This window comes from Litoreibacter sp. JB4-2 (assembly GCF_055693445.1).
In genome coordinates this window covers 2401879-2418636 of the sequence record NZ_CM146334.1, presented here as the reverse complement: position 1 = coordinate 2418636, position 16758 = coordinate 2401879, and the positions used below count along the sequence as shown (strand labels likewise).

Here is a 16758-nt window from a genome sequence, read left to right as displayed (position 1 = left end):
GTCCTAGGCTCCGAGGGGTCGCAGTAAGTCACGGCTGATGATGTGGCGCTGGATTTCCGACGTGCCATCCCAAATGCGTTCAACGCGCGCATCGCGCCAGAACCGTTCAAGCGGGTAGTCATCCATCAGTCCCATACCACCGTGAATTTGTATGGCAGCGTCGGTGACGCGCGCTAACATCTCGGTCGCATAGAGCTTTGCGGATGCAATCTCACGGTTGGCCGGCATTTTCTTATCGAGCCGGTCTGCGGCGGCCAGTGTAAGCAGGTCTGCGGCGTCTATCTCAGTGATCATATCGGCGATTTGGAAGCCCACGCCTTGAAACTTGCCAATCGGCTGGCCGAACTGCTCCCGCTCCGCCGCGTAGTTCAGTGCATAGTCAAACGCTCGCCTCGCGCGGCCAACAGACATAGCCGCAACCGTGATCCGGGTGGCATAGAGCCATTCGTTCATCACCGCAAAGCCGCCATCTACCTCCCCCAGAACCTGTGCTTCAGGAAGGCGACAATCGTCGAATTCCAGGATCATGTTTTTGTAACCGCGATGGGACACAGACTTGTACCCGTCGCGCACTGTAAAGCCGGGGGCGCCCCGATCAACAAGGAAGGTCGTGATACGTTTTTTGGGTCCGCGTGGCGTGTCGTCTTCACCAGTCGCGACAAAGACGATGAAGAAGTCGGCATGCTCCGCGCCTGAGATGAAGTGTTTGCTGCCATTGACCACCCAATCGCCGCCGTCTTTCACGGCGGAACACTTCATACCCCTTACGTCCGATCCTGCGCCGGGTTCTGTCATCGCGAGCGCGTCCATCTTCTCGCCGCGCACGGCAGGCATAAGATAGCGTTCCACCTGATCGTCCTTGCACGCCATCAAGATGTTTTGGGGGCGCCCAAAGAAATGGTTGAGCGCCATCGATCCCCGCCCAAGCTCCCGCTCCACCAGTGCAAAATCAACGTGGTTCAATCCTGCGCAACCGACGCTTTCAGGGAAATTGCAGGCGTAAAACCCCAAATCTAGGGTCTTCTGTTTGATGTTATGCGCGATTTCCTCGGGGACTTCGCCGGTGCGTTCCACAAGGTCCTCATGCGGGTAGATCTCATTCTCGACAAAGCTGCGCACGGTCGAGACGATCATCTCCTGCTCTTCATTCAGGCCATATTGCATGAAAGGTCTTCCTATTGATTCCCGGCTGCGACGCACGCCTCAGAAAGTTTATTTGGCAAAGTTAGAGCCTTCTTCTTCCAAAATCGCTTTTAGTTCGGCCAGGTGACGAATGTCCTGTTCAGGATAGTTTTCAATCTCATCGGCGGTTTTCGCTGCGATATCGTCGGGCAAAATGTCCAAGGGTTGGCCGGTTTGCAATGCCCGAATATAGACCTCGCAGGCCCGTTCAAAGAAATACATCCGGTTGAACGTCTCAGCCACAGTGTCGCCGATCACCATGATGCCATGGTTGCCCATGATCATGACCTTCTTCTTCGGATCATCGAACAGCTTGGCGCAGCGTTCGCCTTCTTCCTCGAAGGCCAAACCGCCATAGTTGTCGTCAACCACCTGACGATTATAAAACATCGCCGCATTCTGTTCGAGTGGCGGCAGCGTTTTGTCTTTGAGGCAAGCCAGCACGGTCGCATGCACAGAATGCACATGCATGGCGCAGCGTGCATGCGGGCAATGTCGGTGCAATCCGCCATGCAACCCCCACGCCGTCAGATCCGGCGCATTGGGCCCTTCAAGTGCATCAGGGTCATTCACGTCCAGCAACAGCATGTCAGAAGCTTTGATGCGCGAAAAATGCACCTGGTTGGGATTCATCAGGAACTTTGTACCGTCTTCATTCACCGCAAGTGAGAAATGGTTCGACACGCCCTCATGCATATTCAAGCGTGCGGTCCATCGGAAACTGGCGGCCAGATCGACGCGTTCTTCCCAATGGTCAATATTTGTACGGGTACCATCCATGATATGCTCCTTCTTTGAAGTGACCAAATCACGCCGAGCGCACCAGTGCTACCACAATTGCGACTTGCACAACCCGTGTCTGTCATGACACTTGGTACATGGGACGGCACTCACTTAAATCTTGGTCTGATTGCACGGCGACTTTGGTTGCTGTTGCCGCTGGCCGTATGGCGGCTGACACGGTGATCCGTGGCGGCAAATTGGTAAACGTTCACACGCGCGAGGTCTTGGATGGCTGGCAGATTGCCATCTCCGAAGGTCGCTTCGCCTATGTCGGCCCCGACGCGTCCCGTTGCATTGGTCCCGATACCAAAGTGATCGAAGCGGATGGGCGTTACCTGATCCCCGGCCTGTGCGACGGACACATGCATATTGAAAGCGGCATGCTGACACCGGCTGAATTTGCCGCCGCCGTGATCCCGCATGGCACGACGACCATGTTCACTGATCCGCATGAGATCGCGAATGTGTTGGGCCTCGAAGGTGTACGCATGATGCATGATGAGGCTCTAATCCAGCCCATTTCGATCTATACGCAAATGCCCAGCTGTGCACCCTCCGCGCCAGGTTTGGAGACGACAGGGTATGAAATCGGCCCGGATGATGTGGCGGAGGCCATGTCTTGGCCGGGCATCATTGGCTTGGGGGAAATGATGAATTTCCCCGGTGTCATCAATGGCAGCCAGCAAATGCTGGCCGAAATTGCTGCAGTTCAAAAGGCCGGAAAAACTGTTGGTGGACACTATGCGTCCCCCGACCTTGGCCCCGATTTTCATGCCTATGCCGCTGGTGGCCCCGCGGATGATCACGAAGGTACGTGTGAGGCCGACGCGATTGCGCGTGTGCGCCAGGGCATGCGGTCGATGATGCGGCTCGGCTCGGCTTGGTATGACGTGGAAACCCAGATCACAGCCGTGACCGAGAAGGGCCTCGACCCGCGCGGGTTCATCCTGTGCACGGATGATTGCCATTCGGGCACGCTGGTGAATGATGGCCATATGAACCGTGTCGTTCGGCACGCGATTGCTTGCGGTTGCGATCCGCTTGTCGCGTTGCAGATGGCCACGATCAACACGGCCACTCATTTCGGACTGGAACGTGAACTAGGCTCCATCGCGCCCGGACGTCGTGCTGATGTGATCGTCACCTCTGACTTAGCGACGCTGCCAATCGAAACGGTCATTGCGCAGGGTCAGGTGGTTGCCGAAGCCGGTCAGATCAAAGTCGATTGCCCGCATCTTGAATGGCCGGTCCATGCGCGTGAGACGGTGAAGCTGGGCAAACAGCTCGTCGCCACAGATTTTGAGATACATGCGCCCAAGTCTTCGACAGAGCTGACCGCCAATGTCATAGGTGTCGTTGAAAACCAGGCACCAACGAAAGCGCTAAAACGGCAAGTTCAGGTAGAACAGGGTCTTATTTCCAGTCAAAACGGTATCGCTCAGATTGCCTTGGTCGAGCGCCACCGTGCGACCGGTGATGTGGTCAATGCGCTGGTCGAAGGCTTCGGCTACCAGGGCGAAATGGCTATAGCCTCCACCGTTGCGCATGACAGCCACCATATGATCGTCATCGGCACCTCCCGTGAATTGATGGCGAAAGCAGCAAACCGGCTGGGGGAGGTTGGTGGCGGCGTCACGGTCTGGAAAGACGGCGCAGAGCTGGCCCTGATCGAGTTGCCCATCGCGGGCCTGATGTCGGATCGTCCTGCCAAAGAGGTAGCGGCTAGAGCTGACCAAATGGTCGCGGCGATGCAGGCCTGCGGATGCACATTGAATAACGCCTATATGCAGCATTCGCTGTTGGCGCTCGTTGTCATACCGGAGTTACGGATTTCTGATCTGGGCTTGGTGGATGTGACGAAATTTGAAATGACCGAACTATTTGAGGACCGCGCATGATTATTTCCGACGCAAACTTGCCGATTGAAACCATCTATGTTCCGGATCCCGAGATGTTTTCTGACGCAAAACAAGCGGTCGACCGGCTCTGTGAGCTTTACCTGTCAGCGACGAATTTTCTGACCGCGAAATTCAATGATGCCCTTGCCGGCGGTCATCCTGCGACGCGGTATCGTGCCTATTACCCCGAAATACGGCTGACGACGACGACATTTGCGCAGGTTGATAGCCGGCTGAGTTTTGGCCATGTGGCCTCCCCCGGGACGTATTCGGCCACCATCACGCGGCCCGATCTGTTTCGGCACTATCTTGAGCAGCAGATTGAGCTTTTGATGGATCATCACGGCGTTGACGTGCAAATCGGCGTTTCCGAGACGCCCATGCCTGTGCATTTCGCTGCCGCTGCGGGCGACGCTATGACCGTCCCGCAAGATGGGGCAATCGCGTTCACGTTGCGTGATGTCTTCGATGTTCCCGACCTTTCGACCACGAATGATGACATTGTAAATGGTCACAGCGCGACGCATCCGGACGGTTCTAGCCACCTTTCGGGTTTCACTGCGCAGCGGATCGATTACTCGCTAGCGCGGTTGTCGCACTATACAGCGACCGATCCGGAGCATTTCCAAAACCATGTTCTGTTCACAAACTACCAATTCTATGTCGATGAGTTTGAGGCCTATGCGCGTGCAATGCTGGCCGATGCCGACAGCGGCTACACCGCCTTTGTGAGCACCGGAAATCACGTCTTGTCAGATGCCGAATCTGCTATCCCCACGGTGGCGAAGATGCCGCAGATGCCGACCTATCATTTGAAGAAAGAGGATGGGTCCGGGATCACATTGGTCAATATCGGCGTCGGGCCCTCCAATGCCAAAACAGCGACGGATCATATTGCCGTTTTACGTCCGCATGCCTGGCTCATGGTTGGGCATTGCGCGGGGCTGCGAAACTCCCAGTCTTTGGGTGATTTCGTGCTCGCGCATGCTTACCTGCGTGAAGACCATGTGCTTGACGATGACCTGCCGGTCTGGGTGCCTATTCCTGCCTTGGCTGAGGTGCAAATCGCGCTGGAAGATGCCGTAGAAGAGGTGACAGAACTTCAAGGCTACGATCTGAAGCGGATTATGCGGACGGGCACCGTTGCGACCATCGATAATCGCAATTGGGAACTGCGCGACCAATCTGGCCCAGTCCATCGTTTGAGCCAGTCGCGCGCCATTGCGCTTGATATGGAAAGCGCAACTATCGCGGCAAACGGCTTCCGGTTTCGGGTGCCCTACGGCACTTTGCTTTGTGTCTCAGACAAGCCGCTGCATGGGGAATTGAAGCTGCCCGGAATGGCCTCAGATTTCTATAAAACGCAAGTCGCGCGCCATCTTTTGATTGGGATTAAGGCGATGGAGCGCCTTGCCGAGATGCCTCTTGAACGGCTTCATTCCCGCAAATTGCGTAGTTTCGAGGAAACTGCCTTCCTTTAAATGACAAAAACAGCGGAAAAACGCAGAAAAATAAGGGTTTTGGCACACTAATTGTTGTGCGGCCCCACTATATTCAGCTAGATTCGCGCAATAACGCCCAAATAATGGGATACTAGAGGGAGACAGCTTATGGCGTCGAAACCAATGACCAAGACACAACTGGTCGCAGCCCTGGCCGAAGAAGCCGGAACCGACAAAAAAGGCGCCGCGGCGGCTTTGGACGGGATCATCAACATCATCACCAAGGAAGTATCCGGTGGTGGCGCGGTGACTTTGCCCGGTGTTGGCAAAATCTATTGCCGCGAGCGCCCAGCACGTATGGTGCGCAACCCGGCCACGGGTGAGCAGATTTCCAAAGAGGCGGACAAAGTGGTCAAAATGACCATTGCGAAAGCTTTGAAGGACAGCGTGAACGGCTAAGCCCGTCCGCATTTACAGAGTTTTGAGGGTCGCCCACGGGTGACCCTTTTCTTTTGGCGCAATTGATCCGAATGTGCGCCTTGCGGCGCGCTCTATTTTTTTGCGCCTCCGGCGGGAGTATTTCTGCCAGAACGAAGCCAAGGAGCTCGGGTGGATATCAAAGCAATTGTGATGGGGTTGGCCTTTGCGCTGATCTGGTCGTCGGCCTTCACCTCAGCGCGGATAATCGTGACGCAAGCGCCGCCGTTGACGGTGTCGGCGCTGCGCTTCTTGGTGGCGGGTGTGATTGCGATCGCGATTGCCTGGGCGATGGGACAGAGCTGGCGCCTCACGCGGGGGCAGTGGCGGGCGGTGGTGATCTTTGGAGTCTGCCAGAACGCGATCTACCTGGGGCTTAACTTTGTGGCGATGCAGACGGTTGAGGCGTCGCTGGCGGCGATTATTGCGTCGACAATGCCGTTGCTGGTTGGGTTGATTGGCTGGGTTGTTTTGAAAGACCGTTTGCCGGCGTTGGGGATTGCAGGGTTGATTACGGGGTTTCTTGGCGTGGCGATCATTATGGGCGCGCGGTTGGGGGGGACGTTGGATCTGGCTGGGCTGGGGCTGTGTATCATTGCGGCGCTGGCGCTGGCTGTCGCGACCCTGGCGATGCGGGGGGCGTCGAGCGGTGGGAACTTGATGATGGTGGTCGGGCTTCAGATGCTGGTGGGCGCGGCGGTGTTGGGCGTGGTCGCGTCATTTCTGGAAGACATGACCATCGATTGGAATGTGGAGTTGGGTCTGGCTTTCGCCTACACGACCTTGGTGCCCGGGGTGATTGCGACGTTTATCTGGTTTGTTCTGGTGGGTCGGATTGGCGCCGTTAAGGCGGCGACGTTTCACTTTTTGAACCCGTTCTTCGGGGTCGCGATTGCCGCCGTGTTGCTGGGCGAGGCGCTGGGAATTTGGGACGTGATTGGGGTCGCGGTGATCACGGCTGGTATTCTTGCGGTGCAACTATCGAAGCAAAAACAATGATCCCCCGCATGCGGGGAATCTTGTAAGGCGTTGGCTTCAAAGCATTTCCAGAATTTTTTAACCGGTTGTTTACCCGATCGAACCTTGATTTCCGCCGTTCTGGCCGCGGTGTAAAAGGATGTGATCGAGGATCACGCAGGCCATCATCGCCTCCCCCACCGGCACGGCGCGAATGCCGACGCAGGGGTCGTGGCGGCCTTTGGTGATGATTTCGGTGTCTTCGCCGGATTTGGTCACGGTTTTGCGGGTCGTCAGGATGGACGAGGTCGGCTTGACGGCGAAACGCACCACCAGATCCTGACCGGTGGAAATACCGCCCAAAATGCCGCCCGCGTGGTTTGAGCTGTAGACGGGCCCGTCGGGCCCCATGCTGATTTCATCCGCGTTTTCTTCGCCTGTGAGCATGGCGGCTTGCATGCCTGCGCCAATCTCGACGCCTTTGACGGCATTGATCGACATCATCGCTGCGGCCAGATCAGTGTCTATCTTGGCGTAAATCGGCGCCCCGAGGCCCGCAGGCGCGCCAGAGGCCACAACTTCGATCATCGCACCGACAGAGCTACCGGATTTGCGCAAACCATCGAGATAATCTGCCCAAACACCAGCGGCATCGGCATCTGGCACCCAGAACGGGTTCTGGTCTATCTGCGACATGTCGCGCGTGTCAGTCTTGTGAATGCCCATCTGCACCATATAGCCGGTGATGGTTAGGCCCGGTGCGAGCGCTTTGATGGCTTCGCGTGCGACGCCACCTGCGGCGACGCGGGCCGCTGTTTCACGGGCTGAGGAGCGCCCGCCGCCGCGATAGTCGCGGATGCCGTATTTCTGCCAATAGGTGATATCGGCATGGCCGGGGCGAAATTTCTCGGCGATATCGCCGTAGTCTTTGGAGCGCTGATCGGTGTTTTCGATCATCAGCTGGATCGGCGTGCCGGTGGTCTTGCCTTCAAACACGCCCGACAGGATGCGCACCTGATCAGCTTCGCGCCGTTGGGTGGTGTATTTGTTTTGGCCGGGTTTGCGCTTGTCGAGCCAGACCTGGATCATGTCTTCCGTCAGCGGCACATTGGGCGGGCAGCCATCGACCGTGGCACCCAAAGCGGGGCCGTGGCTTTCGCCCCAGGTGGTGACGCGGAAAAGATGGCCAAAACTGTTGATCGACATGCGGAAAGCTCCTGAGTGAGCTTCCAAATAGCGGGCTGTTTGGCAAATGCCAAGCGCCGCCAATGACTGTTGCCAAAGTGGGGGCGCTGCCCCCGCGCCTTCGGCGCTCCCCCGGAATATTTTTGAAACAATGAAGGGGGAGGCCGTGCGCTTTTTATCCCGAGCGGCGCTAGGGTTTCAAACGCGCGCGTCTGCGTTTGGCGAAAGATGTGATGGAAGTGACGGTGCGATCGACGATGATGACCAGAAGGGCGGTCAGCCAGATCGGCAGGTTATGCTCTGTCGCGACACCGAAAGCGAAATAGATGAGCCAGACAAAAGCCAGCTCAAGACATATGATAATTACAGACAATCCCCCAAGGGCGCCTCCTTTCTCCTAGCGATTTTAGAATGTAAATAGATGTTACATTGTGAGAGCGGAAAAAGCCAGTCTTTTGTCTCGGCGTCACGCCTTCATTGTCTGGAATACTGGGTTGGCATAGCGTGAGTGCACTGCCGTAACTGAAAACCCTGAAAGGAGCCGTTCGTGTGATCGCTTATGTCACTATTGGTGCGGATGATATCGCACGTGCGAAACGGTTCTATGCGGCGTTTTTGCCTGCTCTTGGGTATGTCCTATCTGAGGGGCCAGAAGGGTTGAGCTATGCGTTGCCAGTGGTGTCGGCACAGACTGTGAGATTGCCAGATTTCTACGTCAAACCCACTTTCAATGGGCGTCCGGCATCTGCCGGGAATGGGACGATGGTCGCGTTTGAGGCGGGTACCCAGGCGCTTGTCCGTGATCTTCATGCCGCAGCCCTTGAAGCAGGCGGCGTTGATGAGGGTCAGCCGGGATTTCGCGCCAGCTACGGCCCGCAGTTTTATGTCGGGTATTTGCGCGACCCACAGGGCAACAAGATTGCTTTGTTTTCTAGCAACCCGAGCGAGCCCGGTCGCGACAGCTAGCAATGCGCAGGCCATAAAAAAGGCGCGCCGTTGCGGGCGCGCCTTTTGGAAAGTCTTTGAGAAGAGTTACTCTTCCTTGCCTTTAGCGGCAGCCCAGAGGCGTTTGTTTGTCAAGTACAACAGCACCGAGAGCACGGTCAGGAAGAACACGGCGACAAAGCCGGTTTCCTTGCGGGCGATCAGTTTTGGTTCAGCCGTCCACATCAGGAAGGCGGAGACGTCTTCCGAGATATGGTGCAGGTCATTGGCGTGGCCGTCGTCAAATTCGACATCCTCGCCATAGAGCGGCGGCGCCATGGAAATCCAGCCGCCCGGGAAGGCCTTGTTTTCATAGAGCGTAACGCCAGCCTCTTCCTTCTCCTCACCAGTGTAACCGGTCAGCAGCGAGGCGATGTATTCCGCACCGCCCATACCTTTGACGAACTGGTTGATCCCGGTGCCATATGGCCCGTGGAACCCGGCGCGCGCCTTGGCCATCAGGGACAGATCGGGCGCACCCGCGGAATTGACCGCCGGGAAATGATCGGTGGGCGCGAGCGCCCGAAGCTCTTCCGTTTCGGGGTCATAGAGGTGCTGGTTGGCGGCCTCATCGGCGATGAACATGGCGTCCACATAGGCCTTCATCTGATCTTCAGGCAGGTGCGGCCCGCCCTCGTCTGCCAAAGTGCGCAGCGGCACGAATTTCAGGCCGTGGCAGCCAGAGCAGATCTCCGTGTAGACCTTGAGCCCGCGCTGCAGCTGGTTTTGATCATAGGTGCCGAACGGACCCTCGAAGGAGAAATCGAAATCCTCGACATGGCCGGCGCCACCCGCCGCGAAGGCGGCGGAGGACAGGCCCAGTGCAGTTGCTGCTGCGAGTGAGAGTGATTTGAGCATTGGTCTTGTTCCTCTTACTCAGCTGGCTGCGCCGATGGCGCGTCAGATTTGGACTTGGCGGGGTAATGCGCCGCGAAGTCTTCCTCGATGGTGGCAGGCCGTGGTAGTGGCTTCTCGATCACGCCCAAGAGCGGCAGGATCACCAGGAAGTAGGCGAACCAGTAGGTCGAGGCGATCAGCGAGAAGGTCGCGTAAGGCTCCTCCGCTGGCATGGCGCCGAGCCACATCAGAGCGAAGAAATCGACCACAAGCAGTGCGAACCACCATTTGAACATCGGGCGGTAGCGGCCGGAGCGGACCGACGATGTGTCGAGCCACGGCGCGAGCGCCATCACCGCTATTGCGCCGAACATGGCCGCGACCCCGAAGAACTTGGCGTCCACAATGCCGCCGGTCACGAAGGCCACCAGCTGCACCAGCCAGACATCCGCAGTGAAGGCCCGCAGGATCGCGTAGAACGGCAGGAAGTACCATTCGGGCACGATGTGGGCTGGCGTCGCCAAGGCGTTTGCCTCGATGTAGTTGTCGGGGTGGCCCAGATAGTTCGGCATGAAGCCGACGATGGCCCAGAACACCACCATGATCACGGCGAGAGCGAACAGGTCCTTGATCACGAAATACGGCCAGAAGGGCAGCGTGTCCTTTTTGGCGTCTTCCTTGGAGGTGCGGCGGACCTCAACCCCGGTAGGGTTGTTGTTGCCAGTGGTGTGGAAGGCCCAGATGTGCACGATCACCAGCCCGGCAATCACGAAGGGCAGCAGGTAATGCAGCGAGAAGAAGCGGTTCAGCGTGGCGTTATCCACCGCTGGTCCACCGAGCAGCCAGGTTTGCAGCGTCTCGCCGATACCCGGGATCGCGCCGAAGAGGCCGGTGATCACAGTTGCGCCCCAGAAGGACATCTGACCCCATGGCAGCACGTAGCCCATAAAGGCGGTGCCCATCATAGCAAGGTAGATGATCATGCCGATGATCCACGTGACCTCACGCGGGGCTTTGTAGGAGCCGTAGTAGAGGCCGCGGAAGATGTGCGCGTAGACCGCCACAAAGAAGAGCGAGGCGCCGTTGGCATGCAGGTAGCGCAGCATATAGCCGCCATTGACGTTACGCATGATGTGTTCGACGGAGGCGAAGGCCTCATCGACATGCGGCGTGTAATGCATTGCCAGCACAATGCCGGTGACGATTTGCAGCACCAGACAGAATGTCAGCACGATGCCCCAGATCCACATCCAGTTCAGGTTCTTGGGGGTCGGGATCATCAATGTGTCATAGAGCAGGCCTACGACGGGCAGCCGAGAGTGCAGCCACTTTTCGCCGCCCGTTTTTGGTTCGTAATGGTCGTGTGGGATACCAGCCATGAGTTTCTCTCCCTTAACCGAGTGTCAGCGTGTCGCCGTCGAACGCAGCGACGGGAACGGGCAAGTTTTTAGGCGCAGGGCCCTTACGGATACGTCCAGCAGTGTCGTAGTGCGAACCGTGGCACGGGCAGAACCAGCCACCAAAATCGCCAGCGTCGCCCAAAGGCACGCAGCCCAGGTGCGTACAAACGCCGATCATGACCAGCCATTCGCCCGCTTCGTCCAGCGAGCGGTTTTCATCGGCGGCATCAGCGCCCGGCAAGTTCGCATTCTCGGCGCCCTGATCTGGCAGTTCGCTCAATTCAACGGCGCGCGCTTCCTCAATCTCTGTCTCGGTGCGGCGGCGGATAAACACAGGTTTGCCGAGCCATTTGACTGTCAGCTGTGTGCCGGGCTCTACCTCGGACACATCAACGTCGATCGAAGCCAAGGCCTGAACGTCGGCAGATGGGTTCATCTGGTTGACCAAGGGCCAAATGGCGGCCCCTGCGGTCACGGCACCCGCGCCTGCGGTTGCGTAATATAGAAAATCGCGGCGTGTGTTGCCTGCGTGATCGTCTGCGTTGGACACGGACACTTCTCCATTAGCTCTTCGGCGCTGGACATATTGCCGAACAAATTCACGTAACCCACCCACGGAATCCGTGCATAGGCCCTCGCGCGGTTGATAAAGGTAAGCTAGGTCTCTCGTCCAGTCAGGAAAGCACCCAGAGGCAAGCCAATTGTCGCACCATTGCGTAAACAGAGTCCAAATTGCCGCGTTTCAGCCGGATCTGGCCCCGAATCTGGGATCTTTGGTCCGGTTGGGGGTCTGTTTTGATGCGCCTTTGCATGTGATTGAACCCTGCGGCTTCCCGTTTTCGATGAAATTACTGCGCACCCGTGCGTTGGATTACGGCGAAAAGGCCGATGTCCGACATCACAATGACTGGGATGCCTTTCAGGCGGAGCGTCAGGGCAGGCTGGTTTTATTGAGCACCAAAGCCACCACCGATTTGTGGGATTTTACATTTCAACCGGGCGATTGCCTTTTGGTCGGTCAGGAAAGCGCGGGCGTGCCAGACCATGTCGTGGCGGCGGCAGATGACGCCTTGCGGATCGACATGCCGGGTGGCGGGCGTAGTTTGAATGTGGCGATTGCAGCCGCGATTGCCTTGGGGGAGGCCACGCGGCAATTGCGCTAAAGCGCGCGGGTCATGTCGCGATGCGGGATACCTGCGTCGTCATATTCAGGACCAAAGGCTGTGAAACCCAGCTTTTCGTAGAAACCTATCGCGTGGGTTTGGGAGCCGAGAATGGCACTGTTGAATGCGTGGTTTTCGCGCAGATCATCAAGAATGGCGCGCATCAAAATAGACCCTATTCCGCCTGAACGTGCTTCCTTTAGGACGGCCACGCGTTGAATCTTTGCCACCTCGCCTTTGGGTAGCACACGCGCGGTCGCAACGGCTTTTTCGCCCTGCCAAAGCAGGTAATGCAGACATTCAGGGTCGCGGCCATCGACTTCTTCATGCTCTGGGACGTTTTGGCCTTCGATGAACACCACCCGCCGGATAGTGAGGCAGGTGGTGAGGTCTTCGTCACATGTTGCGCGGCGCACAGTCATTGCGCGGGCGGCACCGTGGATGTCATGCTGTCGCGCTTGGCGAACTCTTCGAGCCAGGCCGCAAGCGTGTCATGCCCTTTGCGCCATTCGCGATCCGGGTAACGCAGGTCGAGATAGGCCAAGGCGCAGCCAACGGCGATCTGGCCGATATTCAGCGGACCCGAAAGATGGCTCATCCAACGGGTTTCCAACGCATCGAGGCTTTGCGCAATTTTGGCCCATTGGGCGTCGACCCATGGCTGATAGCGCATGTCTTCGGGGCGCAGCCGCGATTCGTAGACGCCCAGAATGGCGGCATCCATCATGCCGTCGGCGGTGGCCTCCAGCGTCAAAAGCTCCCACTGCCGCGCGCCGGAGCTGTAGAGCCCGGCCTGAACGCGGTCATCGAAGAAGCGGCAAATTACCCGGCTGTCGTAAAGCGCAGGGCCTGCGGCACGTTCCAAGGTTGGGATTTTACCGATTGGGTTCAGCTGGATTGGGTTCGGACCGGGATCGATTGGGGTGCCGCCTGCGGTGACCAGTTCGACGTCATCGAATTGGCCGGTTTCCTTCAAAAGCACGACGACTTTGCGCACATAGGGCGAGGTTGGGGCGTAATAGAGCTTCATAATTTGTCCTCCGATTGCGTTATTTTGCGCCGCGCATCAGGGCGGCGAGCGTTGCGATTTCCAAACCTTGGCCGAAGGCTGCGACATGATCTGAAGCGGCGATACGGACCTCATCCGGCTTGTTTTGGCCCAGCTTCCATGTGCCTTCGATATCGGTGACCTCAAACCGGAAAGGCAGGATCGCGCGCATCATTTTTTCCATGACGCCGTCGCTCATCTTTTCGCTTTTCCAAGGTGTTTTGGGCAGTAATAGAGTCTCAAAATGCGCGCTGAGTCGGTCGAGCATGGCGTGCAGATCTGCATGTGGCATCGGATGCAACACGCCTTTGAGCCGGACGGATACATAGTTCCAGGTGGGCACCTGATCGGGCACCCCGTACCAATCGGGCGAGATATAGCTGTCGGGGCCCAGGATGGTGATGACGGCTTTTTCAGGGGCGGTGATGCGCGCAATGGGGTTGGAGCGGACGAGGTGCAGCTCGGCCTCTGCCCCGCTTTCATTCAGCAGCACCGGGATGTGGCTGGTCAGGGGGCCATCATCGCCGTTGATGGCCAGCGTCCCGAAGGCGCGGTCGCGGGCGAAAGCGATGTTGCGCGCGGTGTCCTCTTTTCGGAAAGCGGGGTTTGGGTGCATCGTGTCGTCCTCTTTCGCCGGAGCCTAGGGGAGCGCGCGGGGCAGTCCAAGGGCGATTATTGCGGGAAGAGCGTGACCGGGTCGCCGGCCTGCCATTTGGGAAATTTCGGCATGATGCGTGCGAACCGGTCGCTGACGAGGAACGCGTCGAGCCAGCGGATCAGGTCGGGCCAGGGCTGCGCGTCGAACCACGCACGATCGGTGTTGGCGAATTGGCGCACGAAGGGCAGGATTGCCATGTCGGGCTGCGTTGGGTGCGGGCCGTATAGATACGGTTTGCCGGCCAGTTGAGCGTCGAGCTGGCGGAGGAATTTGGCGGCGTTTTCACGTTCAATCGCGGGGTCGCTGTCGTGGCGGGTGTGGTATTTGGTGCGGTCGAGCGCGGTTTTGAACGGGCCGTCCGAGGTGGCGATCAGGGCGCGGCCCTCAGCAGGGTAATCAAGCCAGTTTTCGGGGTCATTTTGGGCGAGCGCCCAGTCCATGACGTCGAGGCTTTCCTCAATGACCTGATCTTTGGTGACAAGCACCGGTACCGTGCCCTTGGGGGACGCCTCAATGAATTCAGGGGCTTTGTTACGGAGAAGGATTTCGCGCAATTCAGTCTCTATTCCTGCAGAAACCAGCGCCAGACGCCCGCGCATTGCGTAGGGGCAGCGGCGGAAGGAATAGAGGATGGGCTTCATGCGACGAGCTGGTTTTTGGCCACGGATTTGATGGTTGTGCGGACGATTTGCCCTTCGGGCTGGTCTTGTTCGAAGGCGACTTCCGCGAATTGCGCGGTGCGGCCCATGCGGGGGTTTTCCATCAGGATTTGGTGGGGTTTCCCGACTTGCTTGGCGAGGTGTTTGGCAACTTGCGCTTGGCCTGCGTCGCGAAGCGTGGCGGCGCGTGATTTTATTGCCTTGCCATTCACCTGCGGCATCTTGGCGGCGGGCGTGCCGGGGCGTGGGGAGTAGGGGAAGACGTGCAGCCACGTGAGATCGCAATCGGTGACCAGCTTGAGGGAGTTTTCGAACATGGCGTCGGTCTCAGTCGGGAAACCGGCGATGATATCGGCGCCAAATGTCATGTCGGGGCGCAGCTTTTTGGCGTCTTCGCAAAACTTGATGGCGTCGTCGCGCAGATGGCGGCGCTTCATTCGTTTGAGGATCATGTTGTCACCAGCCTGCAAGGACAGGTGCATATGCGGCATGAGGCGCGGCTCGGTCGCGATGGCCTGCATCAGCGCCTCGTCCACCTCAATCGAATCGATGGAGGAAATGCGCAGGCGCGGCAGGTCAGGCACCAGTTTGAGGATGCGCATGACAAGATCGCCGAGTTTTGGCGTGGCGGGCAGGTCGGCGCCCCAGCTGGTCAGATCGACGCCGGTCAGGACGACCTCGTTAAAGCCGGTTTGCACCAGGCGCTTGATCTGATCGACGATGACGCCTGCGGGAACGGAGCGCGAGTTGCCGCGACCATAAGGGATGATGCAAAAGGTGCAGCGGTGGTCACAGCCGTTTTGGACCTGCACATAGGCGCGGGACCGGGTGCCGAAACCGTCTATCAAGTGCTGGGCGGTTTCGGTAACGGACATGATGTCGTCAACGATGACCTTTTCGGTCTCACCGATGAAATCGCCCGCGAGGCCCGCCCATGTGGCGGGGTTCATCTTTTCAGTGTTGCCCATGACCACATCGACTTCGTCCATGGCGGCGAAGGTTTCAGGCTCTATCTGGGCGGCGCAGCCGGTGACGATCATGCGGGCGGTCGGATTGTCGCGACGCAGTTTGCGGATTTCCTGACGGGCTTTGCGGACGGCTTCGGCCGTTACGGCGCAGGTGTTGACGACGACGGCGTCGCTGATGCCAGCCCCAGCGGAAAGCTCCTTCATCGCTTGCGTCTCATAGCTGTTGAGACGGCAGCCGAGCGTGGCGAAGATGGGCGGCTTAGTGGTCATTGATCTGGCAGAGAAAGGCAGGGGTCAACTCACCCGAAAACACATGCGCGGTTGGGCCCGTCATCCACACACCGTCGTCGCGCCAGTCGATTTCTATCCGACCGCCGTCGAGGTCAATTGCCACTTTGCGCGATGTTAGACCCTTTCGGGCAGCGGAAACACCGACAGCGCAGGAGGAAGAGCCGGAGGCCAAAGTCACACCGACGCCGCGTTCCCAGACGCGCATACGCAAGTGATCCGGGCCGATCACTTGGGCGAATTGCACATTGGTGCGTTCCGGGAAAAGCGGGTGATGTTCCATCTCTGCGCCGCGCGCGTCCAGATTGACGGCCATCACATCATCTACAAAGAAGGTGCAATGCGGGTTGCCCATGCCAGTGGCCGACGGTGCGCCGTCGATGGGCAATGCGAGCGTGTCCATGGCCTGCGCAAGCGGCACATCCTGCCAGTCCAAAAGCGGCGCGCCCATATTGACGCTGACAAGACCAGGTGCGGTTTGCACAGCTTGCAAGAGGCCGCGTTCGGTTTGCAATGTCATCGCGTCAGTGTCTAATCGGGACATTTCATATTGTGCGATACAGCGTGTCGCGTTGCCGCAGGCCCCGGCTATAGAGCCGTCTGCATTGTAGAATGTCAGGCCAATATCGGCGCCATCGACGTTGTCCAACACGGCGAGCTGGTCAAAGCCGACGCCGCGGTGCCGATCGCCCAGCGCCCGGGCAAGGCTGGGCGTGACTTTGGCGTCACCGTCCCGCTGGTCGATGACGACAAAATCATTGCCGAGCCCATGCATTTTCATGAAGGGCAAAGGATGTGTGCTGCCTTTGGTCATAGCGCTGCATATAGC

At 58.2% G+C, this 16758-nt stretch carries 19 protein-coding genes; 6 read left to right on the top strand and 13 right to left on the bottom strand.

The genetic code is table 11. The features are described from left to right. Window positions 1–3: 3 nt before the first annotated feature. Together ACZ1G7_RS12060 and ACZ1G7_RS12055 are read right to left on the bottom strand one after the other, a co-directional pair. Complete coding sequence (locus tag ACZ1G7_RS12060) at window positions 4–1164, bottom strand: acyl-CoA dehydrogenase family protein (RefSeq protein ID WP_472659640.1); 1161 nt, start codon at window positions 1162–1164, stop codon at window positions 4–6. A gap of 48 nt (window positions 1165–1212) precedes the next feature. Then, window positions 1213–1962, bottom strand: a complete 750-nt coding sequence (locus ACZ1G7_RS12055) for a class II aldolase and adducin N-terminal domain-containing protein (protein WP_472659639.1) — start codon at window positions 1960–1962, stop codon at window positions 1213–1215. A 98-nt stretch (window positions 1963–2060) separates the two neighbouring features. On the opposite strand from ACZ1G7_RS12055, the gene ade reads away from it, so the two are divergent. The 4 genes from ade (at window position 2061) to ACZ1G7_RS12035 (ending at window position 6781) form a co-directional block, all read left to right on the top strand. After that, entirely contained in the window at window positions 2061–3863 is a 1803-nt protein-coding gene (gene ade, locus ACZ1G7_RS12050; RefSeq protein ID WP_472659638.1) for an adenine deaminase, read from the top strand. Next, complete coding sequence (locus ACZ1G7_RS12045) at window positions 3860–5344, top strand: AMP nucleosidase (protein WP_472659637.1); 1485 nt, start codon at window positions 3860–3862, stop codon at window positions 5342–5344. The genes ade and ACZ1G7_RS12045 overlap by 4 nt, the downstream gene beginning before the upstream one ends. Before the next feature lie 129 nt (window positions 5345–5473). Then, complete coding sequence (locus tag ACZ1G7_RS12040; RefSeq protein WP_472659636.1) at window positions 5474–5764, top strand: HU family DNA-binding protein; 291 nt, start codon at window positions 5474–5476, stop codon at window positions 5762–5764. 150 nt (window positions 5765–5914) lie between these two features. Continuing rightward, on the top strand, window positions 5915–6781 hold the full coding sequence (locus ACZ1G7_RS12035; RefSeq protein ID WP_472659635.1) for a DMT family transporter: 867 nt from the start codon (window positions 5915–5917) through the stop codon (window positions 6779–6781). Window positions 6782–6850: 69 nt separating this feature from the next. On the opposite strand, the gene aroC is transcribed toward ACZ1G7_RS12035, so the two are convergent. Both aroC and ACZ1G7_RS12025 read right to left on the bottom strand, forming a co-directional pair. Continuing rightward, window positions 6851–7945, bottom strand: a complete 1095-nt coding sequence (aroC, locus tag ACZ1G7_RS12030) for a chorismate synthase (RefSeq protein ID WP_472659634.1) — start codon at window positions 7943–7945, stop codon at window positions 6851–6853. 169 nt (window positions 7946–8114) lie between these two features. Further along, window positions 8115–8297: a hypothetical protein gene (locus tag ACZ1G7_RS12025; protein WP_472659633.1), complete on the bottom strand. Its 183-nt coding sequence runs from the start codon at window positions 8295–8297 to the stop codon at window positions 8115–8117. A gap of 176 nt (window positions 8298–8473) precedes the next feature. Here ACZ1G7_RS12025 and ACZ1G7_RS12020 point away from each other — a divergent pair, with 176 nt between their 5' ends. After that, the gene (locus ACZ1G7_RS12020) at window positions 8474–8890 is read left to right on the top strand and encodes a VOC family protein (protein WP_472659632.1); all 417 of its coding nucleotides are present in this window, start codon (window positions 8474–8476) and stop codon (window positions 8888–8890) included. A gap of 66 nt (window positions 8891–8956) precedes the next feature. Here the strand turns inward: ACZ1G7_RS12020 and ACZ1G7_RS12015 are convergent, their stop codons facing one another. From ACZ1G7_RS12015 to petA, 3 genes are read right to left on the bottom strand one after another with little or no spacing between them, the layout of a single operon-like run. Further along, entirely contained in the window at window positions 8957–9766 is an 810-nt protein-coding gene (locus ACZ1G7_RS12015; RefSeq protein ID WP_472659631.1) for a cytochrome c1, read from the bottom strand. A gap of 14 nt (window positions 9767–9780) precedes the next feature. After that, the gene (gene petB / locus ACZ1G7_RS12010; protein WP_472659630.1) at window positions 9781–11124 is read right to left on the bottom strand and encodes a cytochrome b; all 1344 of its coding nucleotides are present in this window, start codon (window positions 11122–11124) and stop codon (window positions 9781–9783) included. 13 nt (window positions 11125–11137) lie between these two features. Continuing rightward, window positions 11138–11695: a ubiquinol-cytochrome c reductase iron-sulfur subunit gene (gene petA / locus ACZ1G7_RS12005; protein ID WP_472659629.1), complete on the bottom strand. Its 558-nt coding sequence runs from the start codon at window positions 11693–11695 to the stop codon at window positions 11138–11140. Window positions 11696–11846: 151 nt separating this feature from the next. On the opposite strand from petA, the gene ACZ1G7_RS12000 reads away from it, so the two are divergent. Then, window positions 11847–12308, top strand: coding sequence for a tRNA (cytidine(34)-2'-O)-methyltransferase (locus tag ACZ1G7_RS12000; protein WP_472659628.1), 462 nt, complete (start codon window positions 11847–11849; stop codon window positions 12306–12308). Here the strand turns inward: ACZ1G7_RS12000 and ACZ1G7_RS11995 are convergent. From ACZ1G7_RS11995 to dapF, 6 genes are read right to left on the bottom strand one after another with little or no spacing between them, the layout of a single operon-like run. Further along, window positions 12305–12730 carry a GNAT family N-acetyltransferase gene (locus tag ACZ1G7_RS11995; RefSeq protein ID WP_472659627.1) on the bottom strand — a complete coding sequence of 142 codons (426 nt, stop codon included), beginning with the start codon at window positions 12728–12730 and terminating at the stop codon, window positions 12305–12307. The two genes, ACZ1G7_RS12000 and ACZ1G7_RS11995, sit on opposite strands and share 4 nt — an antisense overlap. After that, the gene (locus ACZ1G7_RS11990; protein WP_472659626.1) at window positions 12727–13338 is read right to left on the bottom strand and encodes a glutathione S-transferase; all 612 of its coding nucleotides are present in this window, start codon (window positions 13336–13338) and stop codon (window positions 12727–12729) included. The genes ACZ1G7_RS11995 and ACZ1G7_RS11990 overlap by 4 nt, the downstream gene beginning before the upstream one ends. 19 nt (window positions 13339–13357) lie before the next feature. Next, window positions 13358–13972, bottom strand: a complete 615-nt coding sequence (locus ACZ1G7_RS11985; RefSeq protein WP_472659625.1) for an FMN-binding negative transcriptional regulator — start codon at window positions 13970–13972, stop codon at window positions 13358–13360. Between the two features lie 56 nt (window positions 13973–14028). After that, the gene (locus tag ACZ1G7_RS11980; RefSeq protein WP_472659624.1) at window positions 14029–14655 is read right to left on the bottom strand and encodes a glutathione S-transferase; all 627 of its coding nucleotides are present in this window, start codon (window positions 14653–14655) and stop codon (window positions 14029–14031) included. Continuing rightward, entirely contained in the window at window positions 14652–15911 is a 1260-nt protein-coding gene (mtaB, locus tag ACZ1G7_RS11975; RefSeq protein WP_472659623.1) for a tRNA (N(6)-L-threonylcarbamoyladenosine(37)-C(2))-methylthiotransferase MtaB, read from the bottom strand. The genes ACZ1G7_RS11980 and mtaB overlap by 4 nt, the downstream gene beginning before the upstream one ends. After that, window positions 15901–16743, bottom strand: a complete 843-nt coding sequence (dapF, locus tag ACZ1G7_RS11970; RefSeq protein ID WP_472659622.1) for a diaminopimelate epimerase — start codon at window positions 16741–16743, stop codon at window positions 15901–15903. The genes mtaB and dapF overlap by 11 nt, the downstream gene beginning before the upstream one ends. Window positions 16744–16758: the final 15 nt, after the last annotated feature.

Excerpts from the sequence above, each read along its gene's own strand:
- aroC (WP_472659634.1), bottom strand. The coding sequence starts at position 7,945 with ATGTCGATCAACAGTTTTGGCCATCTTTTCCGCGTCACCACCTGGGGC.
- mtaB (WP_472659623.1), bottom strand. The coding sequence starts at position 15,911 with ATGACCACTAAGCCGCCCATCTTCGCCACGCTCGGCTGCCGTCTCAAC.
- ACZ1G7_RS11995 (WP_472659627.1), bottom strand. The coding sequence starts at position 12,730 with ATGACTGTGCGCCGCGCAACATGTGACGAAGACCTCACCACCTGCCTC.
- petB (WP_472659630.1), bottom strand. The coding sequence starts at position 11,124 with ATGGCTGGTATCCCACACGACCATTACGAACCAAAAACGGGCGGCGAA.
- ACZ1G7_RS12055 (WP_472659639.1), bottom strand. The coding sequence starts at position 1,962 with ATGGATGGTACCCGTACAAATATTGACCATTGGGAAGAACGCGTCGAT.
- ade (WP_472659638.1), top strand. The coding sequence starts at position 2,061 with ATGGGACGGCACTCACTTAAATCTTGGTCTGATTGCACGGCGACTTTG.
- ACZ1G7_RS12060 (WP_472659640.1), bottom strand. The coding sequence starts at position 1,164 with ATGCAATATGGCCTGAATGAAGAGCAGGAGATGATCGTCTCGACCGTG.
- ACZ1G7_RS11985 (WP_472659625.1), bottom strand. The coding sequence starts at position 13,972 with ATGCACCCAAACCCCGCTTTCCGAAAAGAGGACACCGCGCGCAACATC.
- dapF (WP_472659622.1), bottom strand. The coding sequence starts at position 16,743 with ATGACCAAAGGCAGCACACATCCTTTGCCCTTCATGAAAATGCATGGG.
- ACZ1G7_RS11980 (WP_472659624.1), bottom strand. The coding sequence starts at position 14,655 with ATGAAGCCCATCCTCTATTCCTTCCGCCGCTGCCCCTACGCAATGCGC.
- ACZ1G7_RS11990 (WP_472659626.1), bottom strand. The coding sequence starts at position 13,338 with ATGAAGCTCTATTACGCCCCAACCTCGCCCTATGTGCGCAAAGTCGTC.
- ACZ1G7_RS12040 (WP_472659636.1), top strand. The coding sequence starts at position 5,474 with ATGGCGTCGAAACCAATGACCAAGACACAACTGGTCGCAGCCCTGGCC.
- ACZ1G7_RS12015 (WP_472659631.1), bottom strand. The coding sequence starts at position 9,766 with ATGCTCAAATCACTCTCACTCGCAGCAGCAACTGCACTGGGCCTGTCC.
- ACZ1G7_RS12045 (WP_472659637.1), top strand. The coding sequence starts at position 3,860 with ATGATTATTTCCGACGCAAACTTGCCGATTGAAACCATCTATGTTCCG.